The organism is Streptomyces sp. NPDC096040 (assembly GCF_040303265.1).
Lineage (GTDB): Bacteria > Actinomycetota > Actinomycetes > Streptomycetales > Streptomycetaceae > Streptomyces.
Window position 1 is genome coordinate 177,435 of sequence record NZ_JBEOTA010000012.1, and the last position, 23,655, is coordinate 201,089.

The 23,655-nt window shown below is 70.5% G+C and carries 18 protein-coding genes; 9 read left to right on the forward strand and 9 right to left on the reverse strand.

Features of this window, described 5'->3' with window-relative positions; all coding sequences use genetic code 11:
* Window positions 1-4: 4 nt before the first annotated feature.
* From gnd to ABTY98_RS18635, 7 genes are all read left to right on the forward strand, one after another.
* Complete coding sequence (gene gnd / locus ABTY98_RS18605) at window positions 5-886, forward strand: phosphogluconate dehydrogenase (NAD(+)-dependent, decarboxylating) (RefSeq protein ID WP_352221990.1); 882 nt, start codon at window positions 5-7, stop codon at window positions 884-886.
* Window positions 887-889: 3 nt separating this feature from the next.
* Window positions 890-1,483 (forward strand): histidine phosphatase family protein, encoded by a 594-nt coding sequence (locus ABTY98_RS18610; RefSeq protein ID WP_352221991.1) that lies wholly within the window; start codon window positions 890-892, stop codon window positions 1,481-1,483.
* 216 nt (window positions 1,484-1,699) lie between these two features.
* Window positions 1,700-2,944, forward strand: a complete 1,245-nt coding sequence (locus ABTY98_RS18615) for an ROK family protein (RefSeq protein WP_352221992.1) — start codon at window positions 1,700-1,702, stop codon at window positions 2,942-2,944.
* A gap of 505 nt (window positions 2,945-3,449) precedes the next feature.
* Window positions 3,450-4,715, forward strand: a complete 1,266-nt coding sequence (locus ABTY98_RS18620) for an ABC transporter substrate-binding protein (RefSeq protein WP_352221993.1) — start codon at window positions 3,450-3,452, stop codon at window positions 4,713-4,715.
* A 20-nt stretch (window positions 4,716-4,735) separates the two neighbouring features.
* Window positions 4,736-5,704 (forward strand): carbohydrate ABC transporter permease, encoded by a 969-nt coding sequence (locus tag ABTY98_RS18625; protein WP_352221994.1) that lies wholly within the window; start codon window positions 4,736-4,738, stop codon window positions 5,702-5,704.
* Window positions 5,701-6,570 carry a carbohydrate ABC transporter permease gene (locus ABTY98_RS18630; protein WP_352221995.1) on the forward strand — a complete coding sequence of 290 codons (870 nt, stop codon included), beginning with the start codon at window positions 5,701-5,703 and terminating at the stop codon, window positions 6,568-6,570. Before ABTY98_RS18625 ends, ABTY98_RS18630 begins: the two co-directional genes overlap by 4 nt.
* Before the next feature lie 25 nt (window positions 6,571-6,595).
* Entirely contained in the window at window positions 6,596-9,451 is a 2,856-nt protein-coding gene (locus tag ABTY98_RS18635; protein ID WP_352221996.1) for a glycoside hydrolase family 2 TIM barrel-domain containing protein, read from the forward strand.
* A gap of 53 nt (window positions 9,452-9,504) precedes the next feature.
* On the opposite strand, the gene ABTY98_RS18640 is transcribed toward ABTY98_RS18635, so the two are convergent.
* From ABTY98_RS18640 to ABTY98_RS18650, 3 genes are all read right to left on the reverse strand, one after another.
* A complete protein-coding gene (locus ABTY98_RS18640; RefSeq protein ID WP_352221997.1) occupies window positions 9,505-11,376 on the reverse strand; it encodes an ArnT family glycosyltransferase in 1,872 nt (623 codons plus the stop codon).
* A 207-nt stretch (window positions 11,377-11,583) separates the two neighbouring features.
* Entirely contained in the window at window positions 11,584-13,374 is a 1,791-nt protein-coding gene (locus ABTY98_RS18645; RefSeq protein WP_352221998.1) for a bifunctional sugar phosphate isomerase/epimerase/4-hydroxyphenylpyruvate dioxygenase family protein, read from the reverse strand.
* Window positions 13,375-13,413: 39 nt separating this feature from the next.
* A complete protein-coding gene (locus ABTY98_RS18650) occupies window positions 13,414-14,295 on the reverse strand; it encodes a shikimate dehydrogenase (RefSeq protein ID WP_352221999.1) in 882 nt (293 codons plus the stop codon).
* Between the two features lie 169 nt (window positions 14,296-14,464).
* On the opposite strand from ABTY98_RS18650, the gene ABTY98_RS18655 reads away from it, so the two are divergent.
* Together ABTY98_RS18655 and ABTY98_RS18660 are read left to right on the forward strand one after the other, a co-directional pair.
* Window positions 14,465-15,130, forward strand: a complete 666-nt coding sequence (locus ABTY98_RS18655) for a TetR/AcrR family transcriptional regulator (RefSeq protein WP_352222000.1) — start codon at window positions 14,465-14,467, stop codon at window positions 15,128-15,130.
* A 198-nt stretch (window positions 15,131-15,328) separates the two neighbouring features.
* Window positions 15,329-16,690 carry an MFS transporter gene (locus ABTY98_RS18660; RefSeq protein ID WP_352222001.1) on the forward strand — a complete coding sequence of 454 codons (1,362 nt, stop codon included), beginning with the start codon at window positions 15,329-15,331 and terminating at the stop codon, window positions 16,688-16,690.
* Between the two features lie 67 nt (window positions 16,691-16,757).
* Here ABTY98_RS18660 and ABTY98_RS18665 read toward each other — a convergent pair whose 3' ends face one another.
* From ABTY98_RS18665 to wecB, 6 genes are all read right to left on the reverse strand, one after another.
* Window positions 16,758-17,063 (reverse strand): hypothetical protein, encoded by a 306-nt coding sequence (locus ABTY98_RS18665; RefSeq protein ID WP_352222002.1) that lies wholly within the window; start codon window positions 17,061-17,063, stop codon window positions 16,758-16,760.
* A gap of 387 nt (window positions 17,064-17,450) precedes the next feature.
* Window positions 17,451-17,672 (reverse strand): hypothetical protein, encoded by a 222-nt coding sequence (locus tag ABTY98_RS18670; protein WP_352222003.1) that lies wholly within the window; start codon window positions 17,670-17,672, stop codon window positions 17,451-17,453.
* Between the two features lie 173 nt (window positions 17,673-17,845).
* Window positions 17,846-20,032, reverse strand: a complete 2,187-nt coding sequence (locus ABTY98_RS18675; RefSeq protein ID WP_352222004.1) for a glycosyltransferase — start codon at window positions 20,030-20,032, stop codon at window positions 17,846-17,848.
* Window positions 20,029-21,837, reverse strand: a complete 1,809-nt coding sequence (locus ABTY98_RS18680; RefSeq protein WP_352222005.1) for a hypothetical protein — start codon at window positions 21,835-21,837, stop codon at window positions 20,029-20,031. Before ABTY98_RS18680 ends, ABTY98_RS18675 begins: the two co-directional genes overlap by 4 nt.
* Window positions 21,837-22,508: a class I SAM-dependent methyltransferase gene (locus tag ABTY98_RS18685; RefSeq protein ID WP_352222006.1), complete on the reverse strand. Its 672-nt coding sequence runs from the start codon at window positions 22,506-22,508 to the stop codon at window positions 21,837-21,839. The genes ABTY98_RS18680 and ABTY98_RS18685 overlap by 1 nt, the downstream gene beginning before the upstream one ends.
* On the reverse strand, window positions 22,501-23,589 hold the full coding sequence (gene wecB, locus ABTY98_RS18690) for a non-hydrolyzing UDP-N-acetylglucosamine 2-epimerase (RefSeq protein ID WP_352222007.1): 1,089 nt from the start codon (window positions 23,587-23,589) through the stop codon (window positions 22,501-22,503). The genes ABTY98_RS18685 and wecB overlap by 8 nt, the downstream gene beginning before the upstream one ends.
* Between the last annotated feature and the right edge of the window lie 66 nt (window positions 23,590-23,655).

Sequence of the window (23,655 nt, forward strand, 5' to 3'; positions counted from 1 at the left end):
TGACATGCAGCTCGGTCTTATCGGTCTCGGCAAGATGGGCGGCAACATGCGCGAGCGACTCCGCCGCGCGGGCCACACCGTCATCGGCTACGACCGCAACCCCGACGTCTCCGACGTCAAGAGCCTTGAGGAACTGGTCGGGAAGCTCGACGCCCCGCGCACGGTCTGGGTGATGGTTCCGGCCGGCACCGCCACCCAGTCCGTCGTCGACGAACTCAAGGACCTGCTGTCCGACGGCGACACGGTGGTCGACGGCGGCAACTCCCGCTGGACGGACGACGAGAAGCACGCCGCCGAGCTGGGCATCAAGGGCATCGGCTTCGTCGACGCCGGTGTCTCCGGCGGGGTGTGGGGCCTGCAGAACGGCTACGCCCTGATGGTCGGCGGCGACAAGGAGCACGTCGAGCGGCTGAAGCCGATCTTCGATGCGCTCAAGCCGGAGGGCCCGTACGGCTATGTCCACGCGGGCCGGGTCGGCGCCGGGCACTTCTCCAAGATGGTCCACAACGGCATCGAGTACGCCATGATGCAGGCGTACGCCGAGGGCTGGGAGCTTCTGGAGAAGGTCAAGTCGGTGGACAACGTCCGCGAGGTCTTCCGCTCCTGGCAGGAGGGCACCGTCATCCGCTCCTGGCTGCTCGACCTCGCGGTCAGCGCCCTGGACGAGGACCAGCACCTGGACAAACTGCGCGGCTACGCGGAGGACTCCGGCGAGGGCCGCTGGACCGTCGAGGCGGCCATCGACAACGCGGTGCCGCTCCCGGCGATCACCGCCTCCCTGTTCGCGCGGTTCGCGTCCCGCCAGGACGACTCCCCGCAGATGAAGATGGTCGCGGCGCTGCGCAACCAGTTCGGCGGCCACGCGGTCGAGTCCGCGAAGGAGTGACCGGTGGGGAACCTCCTTCTGGTCCGCCACGGTGAGACGGAGTGGAGCCTGTCGGGCCGGCACACCAGCTGGACCGACCTGCCCCTCACCCAGCACGGCGAGGAACAGGCCAAGTCCCTCGCCCCGCTGCTCACCGACCGGACCTACGCACTGGTACTGGCCAGCCCGCTGAACCGCGCGATACGCACGGCGGAACTGGCCGGTCTCGCCGGGGTCGTACCCGACCCCGACCTGCACGAATGGGACTACGGCGGCTACGAGGGCATCACCACGGTGGAGATCCACCGCTCGCGCCCCGACTGGTACCTGTGGACCGACGGCGTGCCTCAGGGCCCGGAGGGCCACCCCGGCGAGTCGCCGGAGGAGATCGGGGCCCGGGCCGACCGGGTGCTCGCCAAGGTGGACACCGCCCTCGCGGGCGACGACGGCGATGTGGTCCTCGTGGCCCACGCCCACTTCCTGCGCGTGCTCACCGCCCGCCGCCTGGGGCTGCCGCCCGCCGAGGGCCGGCTGTTCCAGCTGGCGACCGGGACGGTCAGCCGGTTGTCCACGGAGCACGGGTGGCCCGTGATCGCGGAGTGGAACAAGAGGCCGTAGGCGAACTCGTGACGGCCCGTCAGTGGCAACTGGCGGGCCGTTTCGATGTGTTGGGCCCCCGTCGGAACGGCCTCAGCAGCGCCCACGTCTGCGGCCCTGTTTCTACGGGCCCTTTCGTAACCCCTTGTCGAAAGTCCGGTGAAGCCCATAGCCTTGCGCCTCGCCGGTGCCGTCGTACGCCCGGCCCGGTCGTGACGCGATGGGAGGGGCAGCCGCGTGAAGCGCACATCCCGTGACATCCGCACCGCGAACCGCTACGAGGTGCTGCGCCAGATCATCGCCCAGTCCCCCACCTCCCGGCAGACCCTGGCCACCGCCACCGGACTGAGCGTCGCCACGGTCGCCACGCTCGTCGGTGAGCTGCTCGACCTCCGGATGATCACGGAGGTCGGTTTCGAGGACTCCGCGGGGGGCCGTCCCCGGGGTCTGGTGGCCGTCAACGCGGCGGGCGGCGCACTGATCGGCGTCGACATGGCGGAGACATACGTCCGGGTCGAGCTGTTCGGCCTGGGGCTGAACGTGCTGGCCCGCGCGGTGGAGGACATGCGCCCGGGCGAGCACCGGCCCGAGCAGGTGGTCGGCCATGTCGCCACGGCCGTCGGCTCGGTGGTGGCACAGGCCGGGGTCGAGGGCGCGCGGGTGCTGGGCGTCGGGGTGAGCGTGCCGGGCCAGGTCGACCGGGACACCGGGATCGCCGAGTACGCGCCCAACTGGGACTGGCACGACGTGCCGTTGCTCGACCTGCTGTCCGAACACATCGCCTACCCGCTGTACCTGGACAACCCGCTGCGGGCGAGCGCGGTGGCCGAGCTGTGGTTCGGGGCCGCGCGCGGACACAAGGACGCCGTGGTGGTGAACCTCGGGACCGGGGTGGGGGCCGGACTGGTGCTGGCCGGCGGCCTGTACCGGGGGGTGAGCAACAGCGCCGGGGAGTGGGGGCACACGACACTCGTACTCGACGGGCGGCTCTGCCACTGCGGCAACCACGGCTGTGTCGAGACGTACGTCGGCGCTCCCGGCATCATGCTCAACCTGCGTGAACTCAGCCCGCGCAGCTCGCTGTTGCACCCCGAGGACCAGACGGCGACCATCGACGCCCTGGCCCGCGGGGTCGCCACGGGTGATCCGGTGGCCGTCAAGGTCGTCCGCGACACGGCCCGTTACCTGGGCGCGGGCATCTCGGACCTGGTGAACCTGTTCAACCCCGAGGTGGTCGTGCTGAGCAGCTGGGTCGCCAGGAGGCTGGGCACACCGCTGCTCGACGAAGTGCGCGAGGCCGTCCGGCGGCACGCGCTCAGACGGCCGTTCGCCGCCACCGAGATCGTCCTCTCCCCCGTCCCCACCGACCCGGTCTGCCTGGGCGCGGCCACCTTCGCACTGGAGGGCGCCCTGCAGTCGGTGGGACAGCGGACCCCCAGACGCACCACCCCCCCAAGGATCCGTGCCGCACCACCTTCATGACGACGGAAGGGATGCCGTTTTGACCCGCAGCACGATCAGGAGGAGACCGGCCCTCGCCACGACCGCGGCCGTACCGGCCGTGACCGGGGCCCTGGCGGGCAGGCAGTCGGGCAAGTGGCCGGCGTCGGCGCCTCCGGGGCCGCCATCGCCACCTGCCAACTTCGAGTTCGGGGCTGACGGCCACCTCCGACGGCACCAAGGTGATCCTCTACAGCTGCAACAGCGGCACCAACGAGGCCTGGACCAGGCGGCAACCGCGGCCCACCGCAGGGACCGAGGGCCGTCGGCCACCCCCTGACCCGGCGGCCCTCAACTCGCCCTGCGTGCCGGTCCGTTCGTGATACCGAACCGGGTACAACGTTTCACGCCGACTTCGTCCAACCTCTTGCCGAAGCATTAGCCGAAGGTTAACGTCCCGCACCGCAGCGCAATTTCAGCCATCTGGCTTCCGAGGTTCCCCACGGCCGTAGAGCCGCAGCCGCACTCGACAGACAAGGACGTCAGCATGTCGGCACTCAGCAACAACAACTGGTCCCGCCGGTCTCTCTTCCGGGCGGCCGCGGGCATGGCCGCCGCCGGCACGCTGGCCGCGTGCGGCAGCAACAACGGGCGGGGCGGGGGGTCGGGGTCGGGCAAGCAGCTGGTCCAGTACTTCCACGCCTACGGCGAGGCGGGGACCGAGCAGGCCATCAAGCGCTACGCGAAGGCGTACACCAAGGCCGACGTGACCACCAACTGGATCACGGGAAGCAACTTCGAGGCCAAGCTCTTCGCGGCCCTGCTCACCAAGCAGGCGCCCGACGTCTTCGAGTTCCACCCGCAGATCCAGATGGTCAAGAGCGGGCAGGTGGCCGACCTGAGCGACATCATCGACCCGGTCAAGGACGACTTCAACCCGGCGGACATCAAGTCCCACACGGTCGACGGGAAGATCTACGGCGTCCGGATGATCGACGACCCGCAGTTCTTCTTCTACCGCAAGTCGATGCTGGAGAAGGCCAAGGTCGAGGTGCCGACCACGCTGGACGAACTGATCGAGGCCGCGGCCAAGCTCACCACCAGCAAGGTCAAGGGCCTCTTCCTCGGCAACGACCTCACCCCCGCCATCAACCCGCTCATCTGGTCCGCCGGCGCCGACACCCTCACCGCCGACAACAAGCCCGCCTTCCACACGGACGCCGTGGTGGCCGGCATGAAGCAGCTGCGCCGGCTGTTCACCAGCGGCAACCTGCTGCTGGACGCCCCGGCCGACTACTGGGACCCGTCCGCGATCGACCAGGGCCTGTGTGCCATCCAGTTCTGCGGCATGTGGGCGATGCCCGCCATGCAGCAGGCGCTCGGCGACGACCTCGGCATCTTCCCGTTCCCCAAGGTGGGGGACAACGGCAAGCAGTCGGTCTACAACGGCGGCTGGTCGATGTTCGTCAACGCCAAGGGCGAGAACGTCGACCTGGCCAAGGAGTACGTGAAGTGGCTGTGGATCGACCAGAAGAAGTACCAGGAGGACTGGGCCACCTCGTACGGCTTCCACATACCGCCGCGCACCTCCATCGCCCAGTCCGCCACCAAGCTGCAGTCGGGTCTGCCGGCCGAGGGCGTCAAGCTCTTCAACACCTACGGGCACTTCGACAACATCGGCTGGACCCAGGCGATGATCACCGCCCTCACCGACGCCTTCGCCAACAGCGTCCGCAAGGACGGCGACCCGGACGCCGCGCTCACCACCGCGGAGAAGAAGGTCGACGCCGAGCTCAAGAAGCTCTTCGGCTAGGCCGACGGAGAGACCAGGACATGTCGACCACCACCACGCGCGGGGTCGCCCAGCCCGCCCCGGCCACGGCCTCCCCGGCCCGGCCGCGGCGGGGCCTGCGGGGCAGCCCGACCTTCAACTTCTGGCTCTTCACCGGGCCGTTCCTCATCGGTCTGGTGATCTTCGTCTTCGTGCCGATCGTCTGGAGCATCTGGCTCAGCTTCTTCGACGCCCGGTTCACCGTCACACCGAGCAGGTTCGTCGGCTTCGACAACTACAAGAGCATGCTGACGAACTCCAACTTCACCGGTTCGCTGGTGACGTTCACGGTGTTCGCCGCGCTCATCGTGCCGCTCACCTGGGCGCTGTCCCTGGGTCTCGCGCTGCTGGTGCACCGTCTGCGGTTCATGCGCGCGTTCTTCCGGTCGGTGTTCTTCCTGCCCACCGCGTGCAGTTATGTCGCCGCGGCGCTGATCTGGAAGATGTCCATCTTCACCGGCGTCCGCTTCGGCCTGATGAACACGGTGCTCGGCTGGTTCGGCGTCGACAACATCGCCTATCTGTCCGACCCGAACCCGCCCTGGTACTGGCTGGTCATCGTGACCGTCCGCCTGTGGCTCCAGGCCGGCTTCTACATGATCCTGTTCCTGGCGGCGCTCCAGAACATCCCGTCGGAGCTGTACGAGGCGGCCTCGATCGACGGCGCCAAGCCCGGCTGGCAGACCTTCCGGTACATCACGCTGCCCCAGCTGCGTGCCACCTCGACCGCGGTGATCCTGCTGCTGCTCATCGCCGCCTACCAGGCGTTCGACGAGTTCTTCAACATCATCTCCACCAAGGCGACCTGGGGTCAGACGCCCCTCATGGTCCTGTACAAGACGGCCCTCGGTGAGAATCAGGACTACGGCGCGGGCAGCGCGGGCGCCGTCATCCTCACGCTGCTGATCTGCGTCGTCACACTCTTCCAGGGCAAGATCATGGGATTCGGAAGGGGGGACGAGGCCAAGTGACCAGCACCGCACCCGAGGTCCGCAGGCAGCGTCACGCCAAGCGGGGCAAGGTGATCGGCAACACCGGTCTCTACATCGCCGTCAGCATCGCCGCACTGCTCTTCCTGATCCCCTTCTACCTCATCGTCCGCAACGCCCTCTCCACGGACCCGGAGATCACGGGCGAGAACTGGAAGCTGCTCCCATCGTTCCAGTGGGGGAACATCAGCGAGCTGTTCAGCGACACCACGGTCGACTTCGGCCGGTCCATGTGGAACTCGACGGTCATCGCCGTCGCCATGACCCTCGGCACCCTGCTGATCTGCTCCCTGGCCGGCTACGGCCTCGCCCGGATCCCGTACAGGCACGCCAACAAGGTCTTCTACGCCGTCCTGGCGACCCTGATGGTCCCAACGGCGGTCACCTTCGTGCCCAGCTTCGTGCTGGTCTCCTCGCTCGGCTGGGTGGACACCTACCGGGGGCTGATCATTCCGGGCCTGTTCAGTGGTTTCACCTGCTTCCTGTTCCGGCAGTACTTCCTGGGGTTCCCGAAGGAGCTGGAGGAGGCGGCGCGCGTGGACGGGCTCGGGTACTGGGGCGCGTACTGGCGAGTCGTCGTACCCAACTCGCTGAACTTCTTCGCGGCGATCGCCACGATCACGTTCATCAGCGGCTGGAACGCCTTCCTGTGGCCGCTGGTCATCGGTCAGGACCCGAGCTCCTGGACGGTCCAGGTGGCGCTCTCCTCCTACATGACCAACCAGACCGTCAACTTCCACCTGATCTTCATGGCCACCGCCATCTCCATCCTGCCCCTGGTGTTCGTCTTCCTCTTCCTCCAGCGCTGGCTGGTGCAGGGGATCGCGCAGACCGGCATCAAGGGCTGACACTCTTCGAAAGACCTGGAGACCGATGTCTTTCCGCACCTCCGCCAGCGACTACGTCGAGGACGTCTCCCCGGGCTCGGGCGCCCTGCCACCCCGTGCCCGGTACCCACACTCGGACGCCAAGTCGCTCTCTTTGAACGGCAGTTGGCGCTTCCGGCTGTCGCCCACGGCCGACGCCGAGGACGAGGCGTTCGCCGAGCCGGGGTACGACGCCGGCAACTGGGCGGAGGTCTCGGTCCCGGGCCACTGGGTGCTCCAGGGCCATGGCGCACCGATCTACACCAACCACCTCTACCCGTTCCCGGTCGACCCGCCGAGGGTCCCGACCGAGAACCCCACCGGTGACCACCTACGGATCTTCGACCTGCCCGAGGGCTGGGACCTGACCGACGGCGGGGCGGTCCTCCGTTTCGACGGGGTCGAGTCCTGCGCCCGGGTCTGGCTGAACGGCACGGACATCGGCGAGTTCAAGGGCTCCAGGCTGCCGCACGAGTTCGCGGTCGGGCATCTGCTGAAGCCGGCCGGCAACGTGCTCGCCGTCCGTGTCCACCAGTGGTCGGCCGGTTCCTATCTGGAGGACCAGGACCAGTGGTGGCTGCCCGGGATCTTCCGTGATGTGACCCTGCTGCACCGCCCGGCGGGCAGCGCCCTGGACTTCTTCGTACACGCCTCCTACGACCACCTCACGGGCGAGGGCACCCTGCGTGTCGACTCCGATGTCGACGGCCGGGTGTCCGTGCCCGCCCTGGACATCGATGTCGCGACCGGCGAGCCGGTGACGGTCCCGGTCGAGGCGTGGACGGCGGAGACCCCGAAGCTGTACGACGGGGTGCTGGCCACCGAGGGCGAGCGGGTGCCGTTGCGCATCGGCTTCCGGACGGTGGCGCTCGCCGACGGGCTGATCAAGGTCAACGGCACGCCCGTCCTCTTCAAGGGCGTCAACCGGCACGAGTGGCACCCCGAGAGGGGCCGCGCCCTCGACCTGGAGACCATGCGGGAGGACGTGCTGCTGATGAAGCGGCACAACATCAACGCGGTCCGTACCTCGCACTACCCGCCCCACCCGGCCTTCCTGGACCTGTGCGACGAGTACGGCCTGTGGGTGATCGACGAGTGCGATCTGGAGACCCACGGCTTCACCGAGCAGGCCTGGCGTGACAACCCGGTCGACGACGACCGCTGGACCCCGGCCCTCCTCGATCGCGCCGCCCGGATGGTCGAGCGCGACAAGAACCACCCGTCGGTGGTGATCTGGTCCCTCGGCAACGAGGCCGGCACCGGCCGGGGCCTCACCGCGATGGCCGAGTGGATCCACGGCCGGGACTCCTCCCGCCTGGTGCACTACGAGGGCGACATCAACTGCCTTGACACGGACGTCTATTCACGGATGTACGCCGACCATGCCGAGGTCGAGCGGATCGGCCGGGGCCTGGACGGCGGCACCCACAAGCGTCGCCGACTCCCCTTCATCCACTGCGAGTACGGCCACGCCATGGGCAACGGCCCCGGCGGCCTCGCCGACTACCAGCAGATCTTCGAGTCGTACGACCGGATCCAGGGCGGCTTCATCTGGGAGTGGATCGACCACGGCATCAAGGACGACCGCTACGGCTACGCCTACGGCGGTGACTTCGGCGAGGAACTGCACGACGGGAACTTCGTCTGCGACGGGCTGGTCTTCCCCGACCGGCGGCCCTCCCCCGGCCTGATCGAGTACAAGAAGGTGATCGAACCGGTCCGGTTCGAGGGCGACGGCACCGCCGTCCGGATCACCAACAAGCAGGACTTCGCCGACCTGTCCACGCTGGCCTTCACCTGGTCGTACGAGGTCGACGGCGAGACCGTCGACTCGGGCAGCCTGGCCGTCCCGCCGCTGGCGCCCGGTGAGTCGGCGGACGTGAAGCTGCCGGAGCCGCCCGCCGTCACGGGCGGCGGCGAGACCCGGTGGACGGTACGGGCGCTGCTGGCGGCCGACACCCCCTGGGGGCCGCAGGGCCATGTCGTGGCCTGGGGGCAATTCCCTTTCTCAGCACGGCGGTTGCCGTCGGCCACCGCGACCGGTGGACCGGTGTCCGGTGAGGGCCTGATCACCCTCGGTCCTGCCACCTTCGACGCCCGCAGCGGCGCGCTGCGCGGCATCGGCCCGGTGGACGTGACCGGCCTGCGCCTGGACGTCTGGCGGGCGACCACCGACAACGACGACGGCGCCCCCTGGCAGAGCGACCTGCGCTACGGCACTCTGTGGCGCAAGTTCGGTCTGCACCGTATGCGGCACCGCCTGGACGCGGTGGACCTGGACGGCGACGCGCTGACCGTACGCACCCGTGTCGCCCCGGCTGCCCGGGAGTTCGGCCTGGTCACGGTCTACCGCTGGACCTCGGACGGCGACCGCCTCCAGCTCACCGTCTCCGTGACCCCCGACGGCGACTGGACGGTGCCGCTGCCCCGGCTCGGCATCCGCTTCGGACTCCCGACGGCCGACCGGGTGCGGTGGTTCGGCGGCGGACCCGAGGAGGCCTACCCGGACACCAAGTCGGCTTCCCTGGTCAGCCGTTGGGAGTCGACCGTCGACGACCTCCAGACCCCGTACGTCCGCCCGCAGGAGAACGGCGCCCGCGCGGACGTCCGCTGGGCGGAGATCGGCGGGCTGCGGATCGAGGGAGACCCCGAGTTCTGGTTCACCGCCCGCCGCTGGACCACCGAGCAACTCGACGCGGCCACGCACCGCACCGACCTCACCCCGGGCGACACGGTCTGGGTCAACCTCGACCACGGCCAGCACGGCATCGGCTCGCAGTCCTGCGGCCCTGGCGTGCTGCCGCAGTACCAACTCCACGCCGAACCGGCTGAGTTCTCCTTCGTGTTCACGCACATCGACTGAACCGAGTACGTGGACGGCCCCGGACGGTCGCGGTCCGGGGCCCTTCGCTCCGGTCACCATCCGTGCCCCGGCCCGCAGCGGTACACCGTGTAGGCCGAGACATGAACCGGCGCGCAGTGGCCGATGACCCAGCGCATCAGGGCCCGCCCCGGGGTCTTGGCGCCCCGGGCTCGGTGGGTGAGGTCGTCGTGGCTCAAAAGGACGTAACGGAGTTTGCCCGTGTCGATCAACTGGTGGAAGGCCGTGGCGGCGGGGTACGGCACATGGGCGGTGAAGCCACCCACCGGCAGGACCGGGGCGTTGGCCGCGAGGATGTACGGTGCCGCCGCCTGCCAGCGGGGTACGGCGGCCAGATAGCGGGCGCCGTCGCGGTGCGCGGTGAGGTAGGCGAGAACCTGCTGCTGGGCCGGGCTCAGGGCCAAGCCGGTGCCGTAGACCCGGATGCTGGCCGGGCCGACCCGGCCGAAGCCGCCGGGCTGGTTGTAGCGCGGGGAGAGCGCGGACGCGGACCACACCGTGGGGATGAAGAGGATCGCGGCGAGGGCGACGGCCAGGGCGGTCCGGTGCGGGCGCGGCCGACCGGCGGCGAACAGGCCCAGCGCCAGCAGGGACAGTCCTATGGCGATGGCGACCGACCAGGCGAAGAAGCGCGGGTAGGTCAGGGTGAGGGCCGCGCACCAGGCGACATTGACGGCCAGGACCGCGCACAGCGTGCTTCGCCGCCGCACCTGCGTCACGCCCGCCCCGGCCAGTGCCGCCAGGGCGACCGCCACCACGCCCATGTAGTACGTGTGTCCGGTCACGCTGCCGAAGCTGAAGACCAGGAAGAACGTCACCAGCCAGACGCCCCACATCAGGTATCCGGCCAGGACGGGGTCGGTGCGCGGGACGCGGCGGCGCCGCAACGCCAGCAGCCCGGTCACCAGGCCCAGGGCCGCCAGCGGATACAGCCAGCCCGTCTGGGTGGCTATCCCGGGGCTGAACATCTTCCAGATGCTGTTCCCCATGCGCGCCGACACATGGTGGTGCGCCTGGTCGGCGACTATGCTCCCGGTGCCTGCCGCGTCGATGCCCAGTGCGTGGAAACGGGTCAGGAAGTTGTAGCCGACGACCAGCCCGAACGCCGAGTTGTCGGTCGTACCGTCCAGGTAGGGGCGGGCCGACGCCGGAGTGAGCGTGGCGATCAGCATCCAGGACAGGGACACCGTCAGCGTGACCGCGCCGGACACGGCCAGATCGCGGATCCGGCGGCGCAGGGACGTCGGCGCGGCCACCAGATAGGTCACGCCCAGCGCGGGCAGCACCGCCCAGGCCTCCAGCATCTTGCACTGGAAGGCGACCCCGACCCAGACGCCCGCCAGGACAAGGGTGCGCAACCGGGCCCGGGCGGTGGCCCGCCCGGTGGCCTCGGCGGCGAGCAGCAGCAACAGCACGAACGGCGCGTCCTCGGTGACCGAGCGGGCCAGGCCCACGGTCACCGGGGTCAGCGTGAGGAGCGCGGCGGCCAGCAGCCCGGCCGGCACGCCGGCCCAGCGCCGTACCACCACGTGGAGCAGCACCACGCAGGCCACGCCCTCCAGGCCCTGCGGGATCACCAGGGCCCAGGGGTGGAAGCCGAAGAGCAGCGCCGACAGGGCCTGCGGCCACAGGAATCCGGGCAGTTTGTCCAGGGTGATCGAGCCCGCCGGGTCGAAGGAGCCGTAGAAGAAGGCGACCGGGTTGTCGGTCATGCTGCGGACCGCGCTCGCGTAGAAGGCGTGGTACGCGCTGTGCCAGATGCCCCAGAAGTAGAGGAGTGCGGCGACGGCGGCGACGGCGGCGAGCAGTGGGCGCTCATAGCGTTCGGTGCGGGTCCGCGCCGGGGTCGGCGGTGGCGGCGGACCCTCGACGCGGACGAGCGGCGCGGTGATGACGGGGCTCGGCATCGGAGACAGCCTCCAGGACTCCCGGGTTCCAGGACTTCCAGACGTCCCGGATTGCTACGACTCCTAGGACGGGTGGAAATCGACGAAGGTCACATCCAAAACGCGACGAACATTCCGGATCTTCGTGAGTATCCGTCGCGGCGCCTGAACACAGCCTGAATCCGACCCGTGTCTCACCGGCCTCTCACCGCAAGCTCACCCGGCGGCTCAGCGGGCCGGCCGTCCGGCGTGCTGAGCGGCAAGTCGCACCGGGGCGTTCCGGGCGCCGTATCCGCGGTAACCGGGATCACGCTCGACCAGTTCGAAGAACACCCGTCCGATCGTCCGGGTGTAGCAGTGCCGGAAGACACCGCCCGAGTCCCGGTCGTAGAGGATGCCGAGGTCGCGGTACGTCTCCAGCTCGCCGTCGGCGAACTCGTAACGGGCGGCCAGATCGTCGTAGTAGTTGTCGGGGATGGGCAGCGGGTGGCCGCCGGCGGCGCGGAAGGCACGGGCCGCGGCGATCACGTCGTCGGTGGCCAGGGCGATGTGCTGGGCGTGCAGGGTGTCGTCGGCCGGGGCCGCGCCGACGCCCAGGGCGATCCGGACGCTGCCGTCGGCGTTGGTGACGGCTCGGGAGCGCAGCAGCCCGTAGGGGTCGGCGACGTCGACGCTCTCCTGGGCGTGCAGGCCGAGGACACTGCGATGGAAGAGGGTCGCCTCGTCGTACTGGTGCCAGGGCTGGGTGAGCGCGAGGTGGTCGATGCGCGCCGGGACGGGTGCCGGGGTGTGCGATGTGCCGACGAAGTCGGCCCGCCAGTCGGGGAGACCGGGACCGCGGCCGGTGGCGCAGAAGAACAGTTCGGTGCCGTCGGGGGCGGCGACCGCGTCGAGCGGGGCGTCCGCCAGGGCGCGGCGGCGGGGCAGTACGGGGGCGAGCAGAGCCTCGGCTCGGCGGGCGGCGGCCTGGGGGTCCGGTGACTCCAGGCCGATCGCGGCGAGTTGGGTGCCGTCGCGGCGGGCGGCGGGACCGGTGTTGACCAGGATCCGGGCCTCGCCCCGCTCCCACAGGTCGACGGGTTTGCTGCGGTGCCGGGCGGTCCGGGCGAAGCCGAGGGCACCGAGCAGTGCCGAGACGGGTTCGGCGTCCGGGGTGACGAGTTCGGCGAAGGCGACTCCCGACGGCACGACCGGCGGGGGCAACTCCCCCGCTCCGACTTCCTCTTGGAGCACCAGCAGCGAACGGTGCGCGTCGACGGCGGTCGGGCCGGCCTCGGCCTGCCGGAAGACGTCGTTGAAGACTTCGAGGGAGAGCGGCCCGTCGTATCCCGTGCGCAGTACGTGCCGCACAAGCCCTGCGACATCGAAGCCGCCCTGCCCCGGGAAGCACCGGTAGTGCCGGCTCCACTGGAGTACATCCATGGCGAGCAGCGGGGCGTCGGCCAGCTGGAGAAAGAAGATCTTCTCACCGGGGATGGACTCGATGCCCTTGGGATCGGAGCCGCGGGAGAGGATGTGGAAACTGTCGAGGCAGGTCCCGAGGGCGGGGTGGCCGGCCGCCTCGACGATCCGCCAGGCGTGGTCGTACGTACTGACGTGCCGACCCCAGGCGAGCGCTTCGTAGGCGACGCGAATGCCGAAGTCCTCTGCCAGGGAGGCAAGTCGGGCCAGCTGGGAGGCGGCCAGATCGTCGTCGTCCACGGCCAGTGGAGAGACACTGGAGCAGACGAGGACGGTGTCGGCTCCCAGTTCCCGCATCAACGCGAACTTGTGCCGGGCACGGCGAAGGTTACGGCCGAACTCGTCGGCGGGGACGGCTTCGGTGTCCCGCATGGGTTGGTAGAGGTCGACGGTGAGACCGAGGTCGGCGCACCGGGCCCGTATCTCGCCGGGTGATAGCGGGCTGGCAAGCAGGTCGTTCTCGAAGATCTCCACGCCATCGAATCCGGCCCGCGAAGCGGCGGTGAGTTTTTCGGTGAGAGACCCGCTGAGCGAGACGGTGGCGATGGATGTACGCATGCCCTTTTTCCTCATGTCCACTGCGGTGCGCTCCCCCGGTCACACGGCATTCGGCTGCACGGACCCGGTCAACTCCCCGATGTCCGCAAGCATCCGGACACTGTCCGGCTCCCGCCCGGTGAACAGCCGAAACGCGTCCGCAGCCTGGAACACCGCCATTCCACCCCCGTCCAGCACGGCACCCCCAGCCGCCCGAGCGACCCGCACCAGCTCCGTCTCCAGCGGCCGGTACACCACCTCAGCCACCCACAGCCCGGGACGCAGCAGCTCCGCAGGCACCGGCAGCCCCGGATGCGCGGCCATCCCCGTGGGCGTCGCATGCACCAGACCATCGGCACCGGCCAGCAGTTCCGCCAACCGGTCCGGCGTCCCGGCCACCGCCCGCCCCTCACCGAAGTGCCGATTCAGGGAGCCCGCGAGATCGGCGGCCCGGTCGGCCAGCGGATCAACCACGGTCACCCGCTCCGCACCCAACGTGAGCGTCGCATGCGCCACCGCCGCCCCCGCGCCCCCGGCGCCGAGCTGCACGACCCGCTCCAGCGAAGCGTCCCGCAGCCCCCGCGCGAAGGACGCCGCGAACCCGGTGACGTCCGTGTTGTGGCCCACCGCCCTGCCGTCGGCCTCGAAGACCACCGTGTTGACCGCGCCGAGCGCCTCTGCCTGCGGGGCGAGCGTGTCCAGGTGCTCGACGACGAGTCGCTTGCACGGATGCGTGATGTTCAGCCCGTCGAAGCCGAGGTCACGCGCGGCCCGGACCAGATTCCCCACGGCCTCGGGCGGCACGCCGAGCACGTCGATGTCGATCAGCCGGTACAGATACCGCAGCCCCTGCCGGTCGGCCTCTCTCTCGTGCAGGGCCGGGCTGAGCGACGGGCCGACACCGGAACCGATCAGTCCGACGAGATACGAGTCCTTGGCCACGTGGCCCTCCCGAGCGGCATAGCTAATGTACGAACTAGTACGTTAGCTATAGCACCCGAGGCGACGGCAAGGGAAGACCTAGTCGGGAACACCGCCGCCCCGGGCTTCTACAATCTCCGGCACCGGCCTCTCCCACCGGTTCTCCTTCCAAGGACCCGTTAGGAACGCGATGACCAGCGTCGAAGAACCGGCACAGACCACCGGGCGGACCCGCGACGCCGCCCGCACCCAGGCCGAGATCCTCGACGTGGCCACGCAGGAGTTCGCCCGGGCCGGCTACGACGGTGCCCGCGTCGACGAGATCGCGGCCCGCACCCGCACCACGAAGCGGATGATCTACTACTACTTCGGCGGCAAGGAACAGCTGTTCACGGCGGTCCTGGAGCGGGCGTACGGCGTGATCCGCGAGGCGGAGCAGCAGCTTGACGTCGAGCACCTGGACCCGGTCGCGGCGATCCGCCGGCTCGCGGAGCTGACCTTCGACCACCACGAGCAGCACCCGGACTTCATCCGCCTGGTCAGCATCGAGAACATCCACGGCGCCGAGCACATCGCGGCCTCCGAGAAGCTCGGCAGGATCGGCTCACCGGCCCTTGACGTGATCCGCCGGATCCTCGGCCAGGGCCAGGACTCCGGCCTGTTCACGGCCGACGTCGACGCGATCGACCTGCACGCGATGATCAGCTCGTTCTGCTTCTTCCGGGTCGCGAACCGGGCCACCTTCGGCACCCTCTTCGGCCGCGACCTGGTGGACCCGGCGCAGCGCGCGCACTACCGGACCATGCTCGGCGACATGGTGATCGCCTACCTCACCGCGGAGCGCGCGGCGGACTGAGCGCCGCGGCGAGGGAACCGGCGCGACCTCTTGACAGCGGGGAAACGTGAGCGCAACATCCCTACCCATCGCGACTAACTATCCAGTGGGTTAATTAGCACCGCCCGCTGGGTCCGCCGACCCGTCATCCCTGGGAACCGGCCTTCTCCCCCGCCGCTCACTCCGCCTACGGTCGGAGTTCTCCGAAGGAGCACCGCCGTGTCCGTCCCCGCCCCGCCCGCCGCCACCGCGGTACCACCCGGCGGCCAGCCGAAAAAAGCCGCCCTGGCCGCCTGGATCGGCAGCGCCCTCGAGTACTACGACTTCTTCGTCTACGGCAGCGCGGCCGCGCTGATCTTCCCGAAGGTCTTCTTCGACGAGTCGGACCCGGCCACCGCCACCCTGCTGTCCCTGGCCACCTTCGGTGTCGCGTACGCGGCCCGTCCGGTCGGCGCGCTGTTCCTCGGCCACTTCGGGGACCGGCTCGGCCGTAAGAAGATCATGGTCTTCACGCTGCTGCTGATGGGCCTGTCGACGTTCCTGATCGGCTGCCTGCCGACCCGCGCCCAGGTGGGCGGCCTGGCCCCGGTGCTGCTGGTGCTGTGCCGGGTGCTGCAGGGCATCTCGGCGGCCGGTGAGCAGGCCGGCGCCAGTTCGATGAGTCTGGAGCACGCGCCACCGGGCCGACGCGGCTTCTTCACCAGTTTCACGCTGAGCGGCACCCAGGGCGGTCAGCTGATCGCCACCCTCGTCTTCATCCCGGTCTCCCGGCTGCCCGACGCCCAGCTGCTGACCTGGGGCTGGCGGCTGCCGTTCTGGCTGAGTGCCGCGGTGGCCGTGGTCGGCTGGTTCATCCGCCGCACGGTCCAGGAGACCCCGGCCTTCGCGCAGCAGGCGGCGACCGAGGGTGTCGTACGGCTGCCGCTGGTGACGCTGTTTCGGTACCACTGGGCGGATGTGCTGCGGGTGATCGGGGGCGCGCTGATCGCCTCGGTGAGCACCGTCTTCACGGTGTGGGCGCTGGCGTACGCGACGAGCGACTCGGTCGGGATGTCCAAGACCTCGATGCTGTGGGTGAGCGCGCTGGCGAACCTGGTGGCCCTGGGTGCGATCCCCGCGTGGGCGACGCTGTCCGACCGGATCGGCCGGCGGCCGGTGTACCTGATCGGTGCGGTGGGCAGCGCGGTGGCGATGTTCGGCTATCTGTGGGCGGTCTCCACCGGCTCCTACCCGCTGATCCTGCTTCTCGGCGTCGTCGCCTTCGGGGTCGTCTACAGCGCGGCGAACGGTGTCTGGCCGTCCTTCTACGGCGAGATGTTCTCGACCCGGGTCCGGCTGTCGGGCATGGCGATCGGCACCCAGACCGGCTTCGCGGTGGCCGGGTTCGCGGTGACCTTCGCGGCACAGATCGCGGGTCCGGGCGGGGACGACTGGACGGCGGTCGCCCTGTTCACCGCGGCCCTGTGCGTGCCACCGGTCATTGCCGCCCTCTCGGCCCGCGAGACCCACCAGCTGGCCACGGAGGACCTCGGCTCACGCACCCCCCGGGAGGCATCCCGACCGGAGACGGTGACGGTCTGAGCCACGTCGGTGGTACGAGAAGCGGACCTGCGTCCGCCCGGACCGACGCCCGGGCGGACCGCGGCCGTCACCCTTCGGCGGCCTCCCGGATCAGCGGCTCGAACTCCCGCCGTACGTAGGCGTCGAACGGCTCTGTCAGCGCCCCGTCGATCACCCGCCGCACCTGGTACCCCGCCGCGAACTCCTTGATCGCTGCGCGGGAGTCGGGCCCCACACCCCCGCCGATGATCAGCACCCCGAATTCCCCGGTCTCCAACAGCTTCCGGGCCTCCTCGTCGGTGCTGACCCCCTCCGCGTCAAAGCCGTCCGCGCGCAGGGTGGCCAGCACGGCCGTCACCCTGGCGGGAGTCCTCCCGAGCACCAGCGTCCTCATGGCCGTTCCTCTCCACGACGTCGGCTTCACCGCACCCGACTCTAGAACCTCAAGCGGACTTGAGATCAACCGTTCGTGGGAACTGAGCGACACCGCGACCGGGCGGCACGGCGCCGCGGGTACCTGTCCGACTCACCGCTAGGCGGCCTCGGGCCGCGCCGCACGGGTGCCCGGGGTGGGCTCCTGAGCGTCCTCGGACCAGAAGACCTCGTCCTCTCCGAAGTCCGGGGCCTGGAAGGGCTCTGTGGTCGGAGGCGGTGATACGGCGGTGGAACGGCGGGGTTGCCCTTCCGGAGCGGAGAACAGCGACGTCGATTCGATGAGAGGTCTGCCTTTCGTTACAGGTCCCTGATGGGGCCTGGTGTGCCGTGACCGGGCACGGCGGTCCTACAGCTTGGTCATCTTGGAGTAGGGGCTCAGGATCCGCATTTGTGCCGAGCCGAAATCCACGAGCGCCGCGATTCCGTCCTCGATGCCGATGACGCGGCCGAGGCCGTACACGTCATGTGTGACCTGGTCGCCCATGGCGAAGTGCTTGGGAGCCGGTGCGACCGGGGCCTTGAAGGGGCTGGTAGGCAGATGACGCTTCGGTGCCGCAGACTTTGTCATGGCTCAGTATGAGCCTAAATCGAGCCCGTTTGCTGTGGCCGTGGGCACAGATCCGGACGTGAATCCTCGCATCACGCCACTGACCTGGTGTTTTGAGTCGAGTTTGCCGATCGATCGGGCTCGCGTACGCTCCCGTCGCCACCGGCCTCAGCCGCTCTTGCGCGGCTCCGTCGTCAGCCGGACACCAGCAGCTCCGTCCAGTCCTTCGCCACCCGCTCCAGCGAGAACCCCTCCCGTACCTGGTCGCGGGCGGCCTCTCCGGCGGACTGCCAGTCCTCCTGCTCCGTGAGTCCGGCGATCGCGTCGGCCATCGTCTCCGGAGTGTCGTGGATCCAGCGTCGGTCGTAGATCTCGTCCGCGCCCGGCCACGGCAGCAGCGCGGGTACGGCGCCCGAGGCCATGCCCTCGGCCGGGGCGAGGTGGAAGCTCTCGTCGTCGCTGGTGGAGAGGACGTGACCGATGCGCCTGAGCCAGTTCGGCACGTCCGGGCCGAACTGATCGAAGACGACGGCCCCTTCGAGGAGCGGCGAGGTCTGCATGCGGCGCAGGATCGCGTCGTAGTGGGCGCGTTCCTCCGGCTTGTTCCAGATCCACCAGTACTCCCACGGTGGCTTGGACTTGACCGAGAGGTGCCAGCGCCGGTCGTGGGCGCGCAGCGCTTCCAGGACGTCGAGGCCCAGGTCGAGGCGTTTGCGGCTGGGCGCGATGCCGATCATGCCGAGGCGGTGGCGGGCGCCGGGGGCCTTGGGCCGGTCGAGTTGGTGGATGTCGACCCAGTTGCCGATCGTGGTGATCTTCGAGGCGGGCCAGCCGGTGCGCTCCCGGGTGCTGCGGGCGTAGTACGGGCTGACGCACACCACGCGGTCGACGGCGTCGATGTCGACCTGCTGCGGGTAGCCGGCGTCGAGTTCGAAGCGGTGCAGGCGCACGATCAGCCTGCTGCCGCGCCGCTTGTGGCGGCTGTACCAGATCGCCGCGGGACCGCACCACTCGACGACCACCACATCGGCCCAGTCGGCGAGTGCACGGCTCGTGGCCGGGTCGTGCTGGGCGAGCGCGGGCCACGCGTCGATGCGGACGTCGAGGCCGGGCAGGGCGCGGAAGTGGTCGAGCAGCCGGGTGAGGAACTTCAGGTCGTGGCCCGCCACCCCGATCCGCAGCGGGCGCGCGCGGGTGGCGACGGCCGGGGGAACGGGCGGGAAGGCGCGATCGAGATGGCCGCGCCAGCGGGCCGCCGCGGCCTCCATGGTGTACTGCCGGGCCGCTTCCGCACACCGGTCGGCCGCCAGATGCCTGGCCTCGGGGTCGCGTACGGCGACGGTGACCGCGTCCACCGCGTCCGTGAGGGCCGCCTCGCCGGGCACGAACAGCGGGTAGTCGGTGCCGAGCAGCGCCTCGTGTGCGGGGGTGCGGTTGAGTACGACGGGCAGGCCGAGGGAGCCGAACTCCAGCACCTTGGTCGAGAGTTCGAGGCTGGCGTCGAGGGAGCAGTCGCGCCAGCCGAGGCCGAGGTCGCAGTCGGCGGCGATGCGCATGGCCTCCTCGCGGGGCACGCCGCCGTGGTGGACGACCTCGGGGGTGGTGCGCAGCGCCTCGGCCATGGCGGTGTCGAAGCCGGGGTGGGCGGCATCCTTGTGGATCTTGTCGCCGACGGCGTGGAGTTCGGTCCGGATGCCGCGTTCGGCGAGCCGTGCGGGCAGCAGGGTCATGGGCAGGGTGTTCCAGCGGGGCGCGAACTTGCCGGTGTAGACGAGGCGTACGGGATCGTGCAGGCCATTGCGCTGCGGGACCGCGAAGCCGGGTTCGGGCACCGCGGGCGGGCAGAGCACGGCCCGGCCGCAGGCCTCCGGCACCCAGGCCTCCAGGAAGCAGCGCAACTCCTCGGTCTGGCAGAGGAGCTGCCGGGAGGCGTCGGCGATGCGGACGAGGTCCGCGCGGTCCTGTTCGGTCATCTCGGCCGGGGACTGCGGGATGTCGGTGAGGTAGGCCCAGACGCGGCCGTGGAAGTGGCCGTCGTCGACGATCTGCTTCACCAGCCGGCGACCGCGCAGCACCAGCAGGTCGCAGGGCTCCTCCTCGTCGAGGCGGGCGAGCAACTGCGAGGCCTGGTAGGGGGACAGGGGGTGCGCGCCCTGGCCGGGGACGAGGTGCTCCTCGTACGGACGGACCACGGTGACGCCGGGCAGTCCGGCCAGCGGGTCGGTCAACCGGCCGGTCACCGCGGGGGCCTTGAGGACGAGCCGGGTCCGGCAGCCCGCGCGGGACAGCGCCTGCACCGTGGACTGGGCCCAGACGGCGGAACCGTCGATGAGGTTGAGGTCCACGTCGCCGTAGACGAGCGCCCTGAGGGTGCGGGTCATGACGGCTCCTTTCCACGCACGGCGAACAGACGGTGCCCGGCACGCGACCAGGTGTCCGGTGGGGTGCCGGTGTCCAGGAGTGACCGGCGGACGAGAAGCGGTGTCAGGGTCGGTACGAAGGCGTAGTCGTCGGCGGCGGGGGTGTGGCCCACCGCGTCGGCGCCGGAGAACTCCTGGGCGCAGAGCAGGTCGAGCAGCAGGGTGTCGGGGCGGTCCTCGGTCAGGTCCGTCCAGTCGGCGACCCAGGGTGTGGTGGGCGGTCCGGAGTGGACGGTGACCGAGGCGGCGGTGAGTTCGTCGAGGTCGAGCCCGGCGGGGTCGGCGACGACGACCTCGGCCGGCCGGTGCAGCTGGCCGAGCGTCTGGGCGACGAGCCGGGCGACGTCGGTGGCGTCCCGGGGCGCGGCCAGTACGGCGACCCGGCGCTCGGCGAGTGGGTCGGGGGCGCCGGCGAGTTCGGCGAGGCGGGCCAGCCGTACTCGGATGCTGTCCTGCTGGAAGACGTCCCGGATCCGGTCCCGGCCGTCGGTGACCGGGTCGAGGCGGGAGAGCGCCACCCCGGTGTCGCCGTCGAGAATGGCGTCCCAGGGCAGTTGGGACAGACCCGGCGCGGACGACGCCGGGCAGTCCCGCCACAGTACGGCTGTACGACCCAACCCCCTTGCCTGCCCGATCAGTTCGGCGAGGCGCCGGTCCAGGTCGGGGGCGAGTCCGGTACCGGTGAGCGTCCAGGGGCCGGACTCACCGGTGCACGCGCCGAGCTGGACGAGGAAGACGTCCGGGTCGGTGCGCTCCAACAGGAGCCGGCCGTCGTGCGGCAGCACCCGGCTGACCACGGCGTCGGCCGCGAAGTCCGTGGCGGTGCGGTCGGTCAGCACGCCGGTGATCACCAGCCGGTCGCGGGGTGCGACGGACAGGGCGCGGTGGGAGAGGTGGAAGCGGTCCTCGGCCTGTGCCTCAGGCGCCGGGGCGGTGCCGGCGGTCCGCGCCGGCCGCCCTTTGACCTTGCGCTGCCGCCACAGCCCGTACAGCTCCCCGGGCAGTCGGGCGGCGCCGCGTTTCGGCGACCGGGCAGCGGACACCAGGGCCTTGCCGACCCGCAGCGAGGTGGAGCCCTCCAGCATGGCCACGCGGGCCTCCAGCACCCCGTTGCGCTCCTGGGCCCCGCGCAGGGCGGAGGCGAGCTGGTCCTTGTCCCGCAGGGCGGCGGCCAGGCGTTCGGCGACGCCCTCCTCGCGGGCGGTCTCCAGGGCCCGGGCGGTCTCCTCGGCCGCCCGCTCCAGGTCGATCAGGCGGGCCCGGTGGGAGCGGGAGACGAAGTCGGCGAGGACGTACTCGTCGGCGATCCTGAGGGCCGTGGCGAAGCCGTCGGCCGGCAGCGGTCGGCCGAACCAGTCGTGCGGCGGCAGGAGTTCCTCGGTGCAGGCGAAGACCGCACCGGCGTGCAGACGCGTGTAGCCGAGCGAGGCGGCGTGCAGCACCTGGCAGCGGTGGGCCACCAGGGCGTCGAGGAGCCGGTGGTAGGGCAGGTCGGTCCCGGGGTGACCGAAGACGATCAGGCCGCGAGCGCCGGGGCGCATGCGTTCCAGTGCGGCGAGACAGTCCGCCTCGTCGCCGTGCACGTCCGGGTCGGGGCCGTAGCAGAGGAGCATCAACTCCCCTTCGCCCACCGGTTGTTCGTGTCGGGTCAGTTCGACGCCCGGCGGGAGGTGCAGATAGGGGTCCAGCCGCAGGCCGCCGTTCGTCGCGTCCACGACCGAGGTCACGTCGTCCAAGTGCGGGTGGAGCAGATCGGTCAGGCGCATCAGCGGGTCCTTGTGAAGATATGGAACCCGACCCGGTTCTCGCGGAAGCCGAAGGGCCGGAAGAGGGTGTGACTCAGGCCCAGGGGCTCAAGTTCCTTGCGGTAGGAGGCGATCGGCCGGTGCAGGATGTAGTCGCCGCGCGGGACGGGCTCGTCGTTGTTCTCGTCGGTGACGATCAGCCGGCCGGTGATCCGGACCAGCGAGGCGAGGTTGCGCAGGCCGGCCGCCCACTCCGCGTCGTCCATGACGTGGAAGAGGACGTCCACGCACATCACCACGTCGTAGAGCCAGGGGCTGCGCCACTCGTCGAGGACGGCCAAGGCGTAGCGGGGTCCGCCGCCCTCGGCCCGGGCCTGGGTGACGGCCTCCTCGCTGACGTCGAAGGCGTCCACGTGGTGGCCGCAGCGGGCCAGGGCGCGGGCGAAGTGTCCCTTGCCGCAGCCGGCGTCGAGCACGAACAGCGGGGACGCCGGGCTCGACAGGTCGCCGATCAGGGTGAGGAGCTGGCCGAGCCGTATCGCGTAGAAGATCTCGTTGCCTGGCCGGTCCAGGCCGATGTGGCCGCCGGAGGCGAGGTCGTCGCGTTCGCGGTGGCGGGTGTCCCAGTAGGTGTGGGCGGTGTGTCCGGGGGTGCGGGGACCGTCGGGGCGGGTGCGGGTGGCGTCAGTCATGGCGCTCCAGCCACTCGGTGAGCACTCGGGCGATCCGGGGGCCGGCCTTGCCGTCCCAGAGCGGCGGCCCCTCGGGGTCGGCCGCCGGCTGTCCGTCCAGGACCTTGCGCAGGGCGGGCACCAGTTCGCTGTGCCGCACCAGACGGTTGGTGCCGTGGGTGACGGTGACCGGGCGTTCGGTCGTGGTGCGCAGTGTCAGGCAGGGGACGCCGAGCACGGTGGTCTCCTCCTGCACTCCGCCCGAGTCGGTGATCACGGCGGCGGCGCCCCGTACCAGGCCCATGAACTCGACATAGCCGAGCGGTTCGAGCAGATGGATGCCGGGCGCGTCGGCGAGGCCCGCCTTGCGCAGCGCCTCCCGGCCGCGCGGGTGCAGCGGTACGGCGAGATCCAGGTGGGTGGCCGCCTCGGTGAGCGCGCGTGCGGCGGCCGCGGCCGCCTCGGGGTCGTCGACGTTGGCCGGCCGGTGCAGGGTGACCACGCCGTAGCGTTCGGGCAGTGCGTGGGCGGTGCGGGCGGCGGCCGGGTCGAAATGGTCCAGATGGGTGAGCAGGGTGTCGATCATCGGGTTGCCGACGAAGTGCACCCGGCCCGGGTCGACGCCCTCGCGGGCGAGGTGGCCGACGGCTTCCGGGCTGGTGGCGAAGAGCAGCTCGGCCAGCTGGTCGACCAGCCGCCGGTTGATCTCCTCCGGCATTGTCATGTCGAAGCTGCGCAGGCCCGCCTCGACATGGGCCACCGGGATGCCCAGCTTGGCCGCGGTCAGGGCCGCGGCGAGGGTGGAGTTGACATCGCCGTACACGACGACGAGGGCCGGGGCACGGGCGAGCAGCTCGCCCTCCAGCGCCACCAGCAGGTCGGCGGTCTGCCGGGCGTGGCTGCCGGAGCCGACGCCCAGGTCGGTGTCGGGGGCGGGCAGGCCCAGCTCCCGGAAGAAGATGTGCGACATCCGTTCGTCGTAGTGCTGACCCGTGTGCACCAGGACCTGGTCGTGCCCGATCGCGCGCAGGGCGGCGACGACGGGCGCGGCCTTCACGAAGTTCGGCCTGGTCCCTACGACATGGAGTACGCGGCCGTTCATGTCGTACGTTCTCCGCTCTGTCGGCCTACCTTGGCGACATGGCCCGACCTCTGTCCCGGCACACGC

Bases quoted from the DNA above. Each gene is read 5' to 3' on its own strand.
- ABTY98_RS18625 (WP_352221994.1), top strand. From the start codon at position 4,736: ATGTCGACCACCACCACGCGCGGGGTCGCCCAGCCCGCCCCGGCCACG.
- ABTY98_RS18665 (WP_352222002.1), bottom strand. From the start codon at position 17,063: ATGAGGACGCTGGTGCTCGGGAGGACTCCCGCCAGGGTGACGGCCGTG.
- ABTY98_RS18675 (WP_352222004.1), bottom strand. From the start codon at position 20,032: ATGACCCGCACCCTCAGGGCGCTCGTCTACGGCGACGTGGACCTCAAC.
- ABTY98_RS18685 (WP_352222006.1), bottom strand. From the start codon at position 22,508: ATGACTGACGCCACCCGCACCCGCCCCGACGGTCCCCGCACCCCCGGA.
- gnd (WP_352221990.1), top strand. From the start codon at position 5: ATGCAGCTCGGTCTTATCGGTCTCGGCAAGATGGGCGGCAACATGCGC.
- ABTY98_RS18635 (WP_352221996.1), top strand. From the start codon at position 6,596: ATGTCTTTCCGCACCTCCGCCAGCGACTACGTCGAGGACGTCTCCCCG.
- ABTY98_RS18680 (WP_352222005.1), bottom strand. From the start codon at position 21,837: ATGCGCCTGACCGATCTGCTCCACCCGCACTTGGACGACGTGACCTCG.
- ABTY98_RS18670 (WP_352222003.1), bottom strand. From the start codon at position 17,672: ATGACAAAGTCTGCGGCACCGAAGCGTCATCTGCCTACCAGCCCCTTC.
- ABTY98_RS18620 (WP_352221993.1), top strand. From the start codon at position 3,450: ATGTCGGCACTCAGCAACAACAACTGGTCCCGCCGGTCTCTCTTCCGG.
- ABTY98_RS18655 (WP_352222000.1), top strand. From the start codon at position 14,465: ATGACCAGCGTCGAAGAACCGGCACAGACCACCGGGCGGACCCGCGAC.
- ABTY98_RS18645 (WP_352221998.1), bottom strand. From the start codon at position 13,374: ATGCGTACATCCATCGCCACCGTCTCGCTCAGCGGGTCTCTCACCGAA.
- ABTY98_RS18640 (WP_352221997.1), bottom strand. From the start codon at position 11,376: ATGCCGAGCCCCGTCATCACCGCGCCGCTCGTCCGCGTCGAGGGTCCG.
- wecB (WP_352222007.1), bottom strand. From the start codon at position 23,589: ATGAACGGCCGCGTACTCCATGTCGTAGGGACCAGGCCGAACTTCGTG.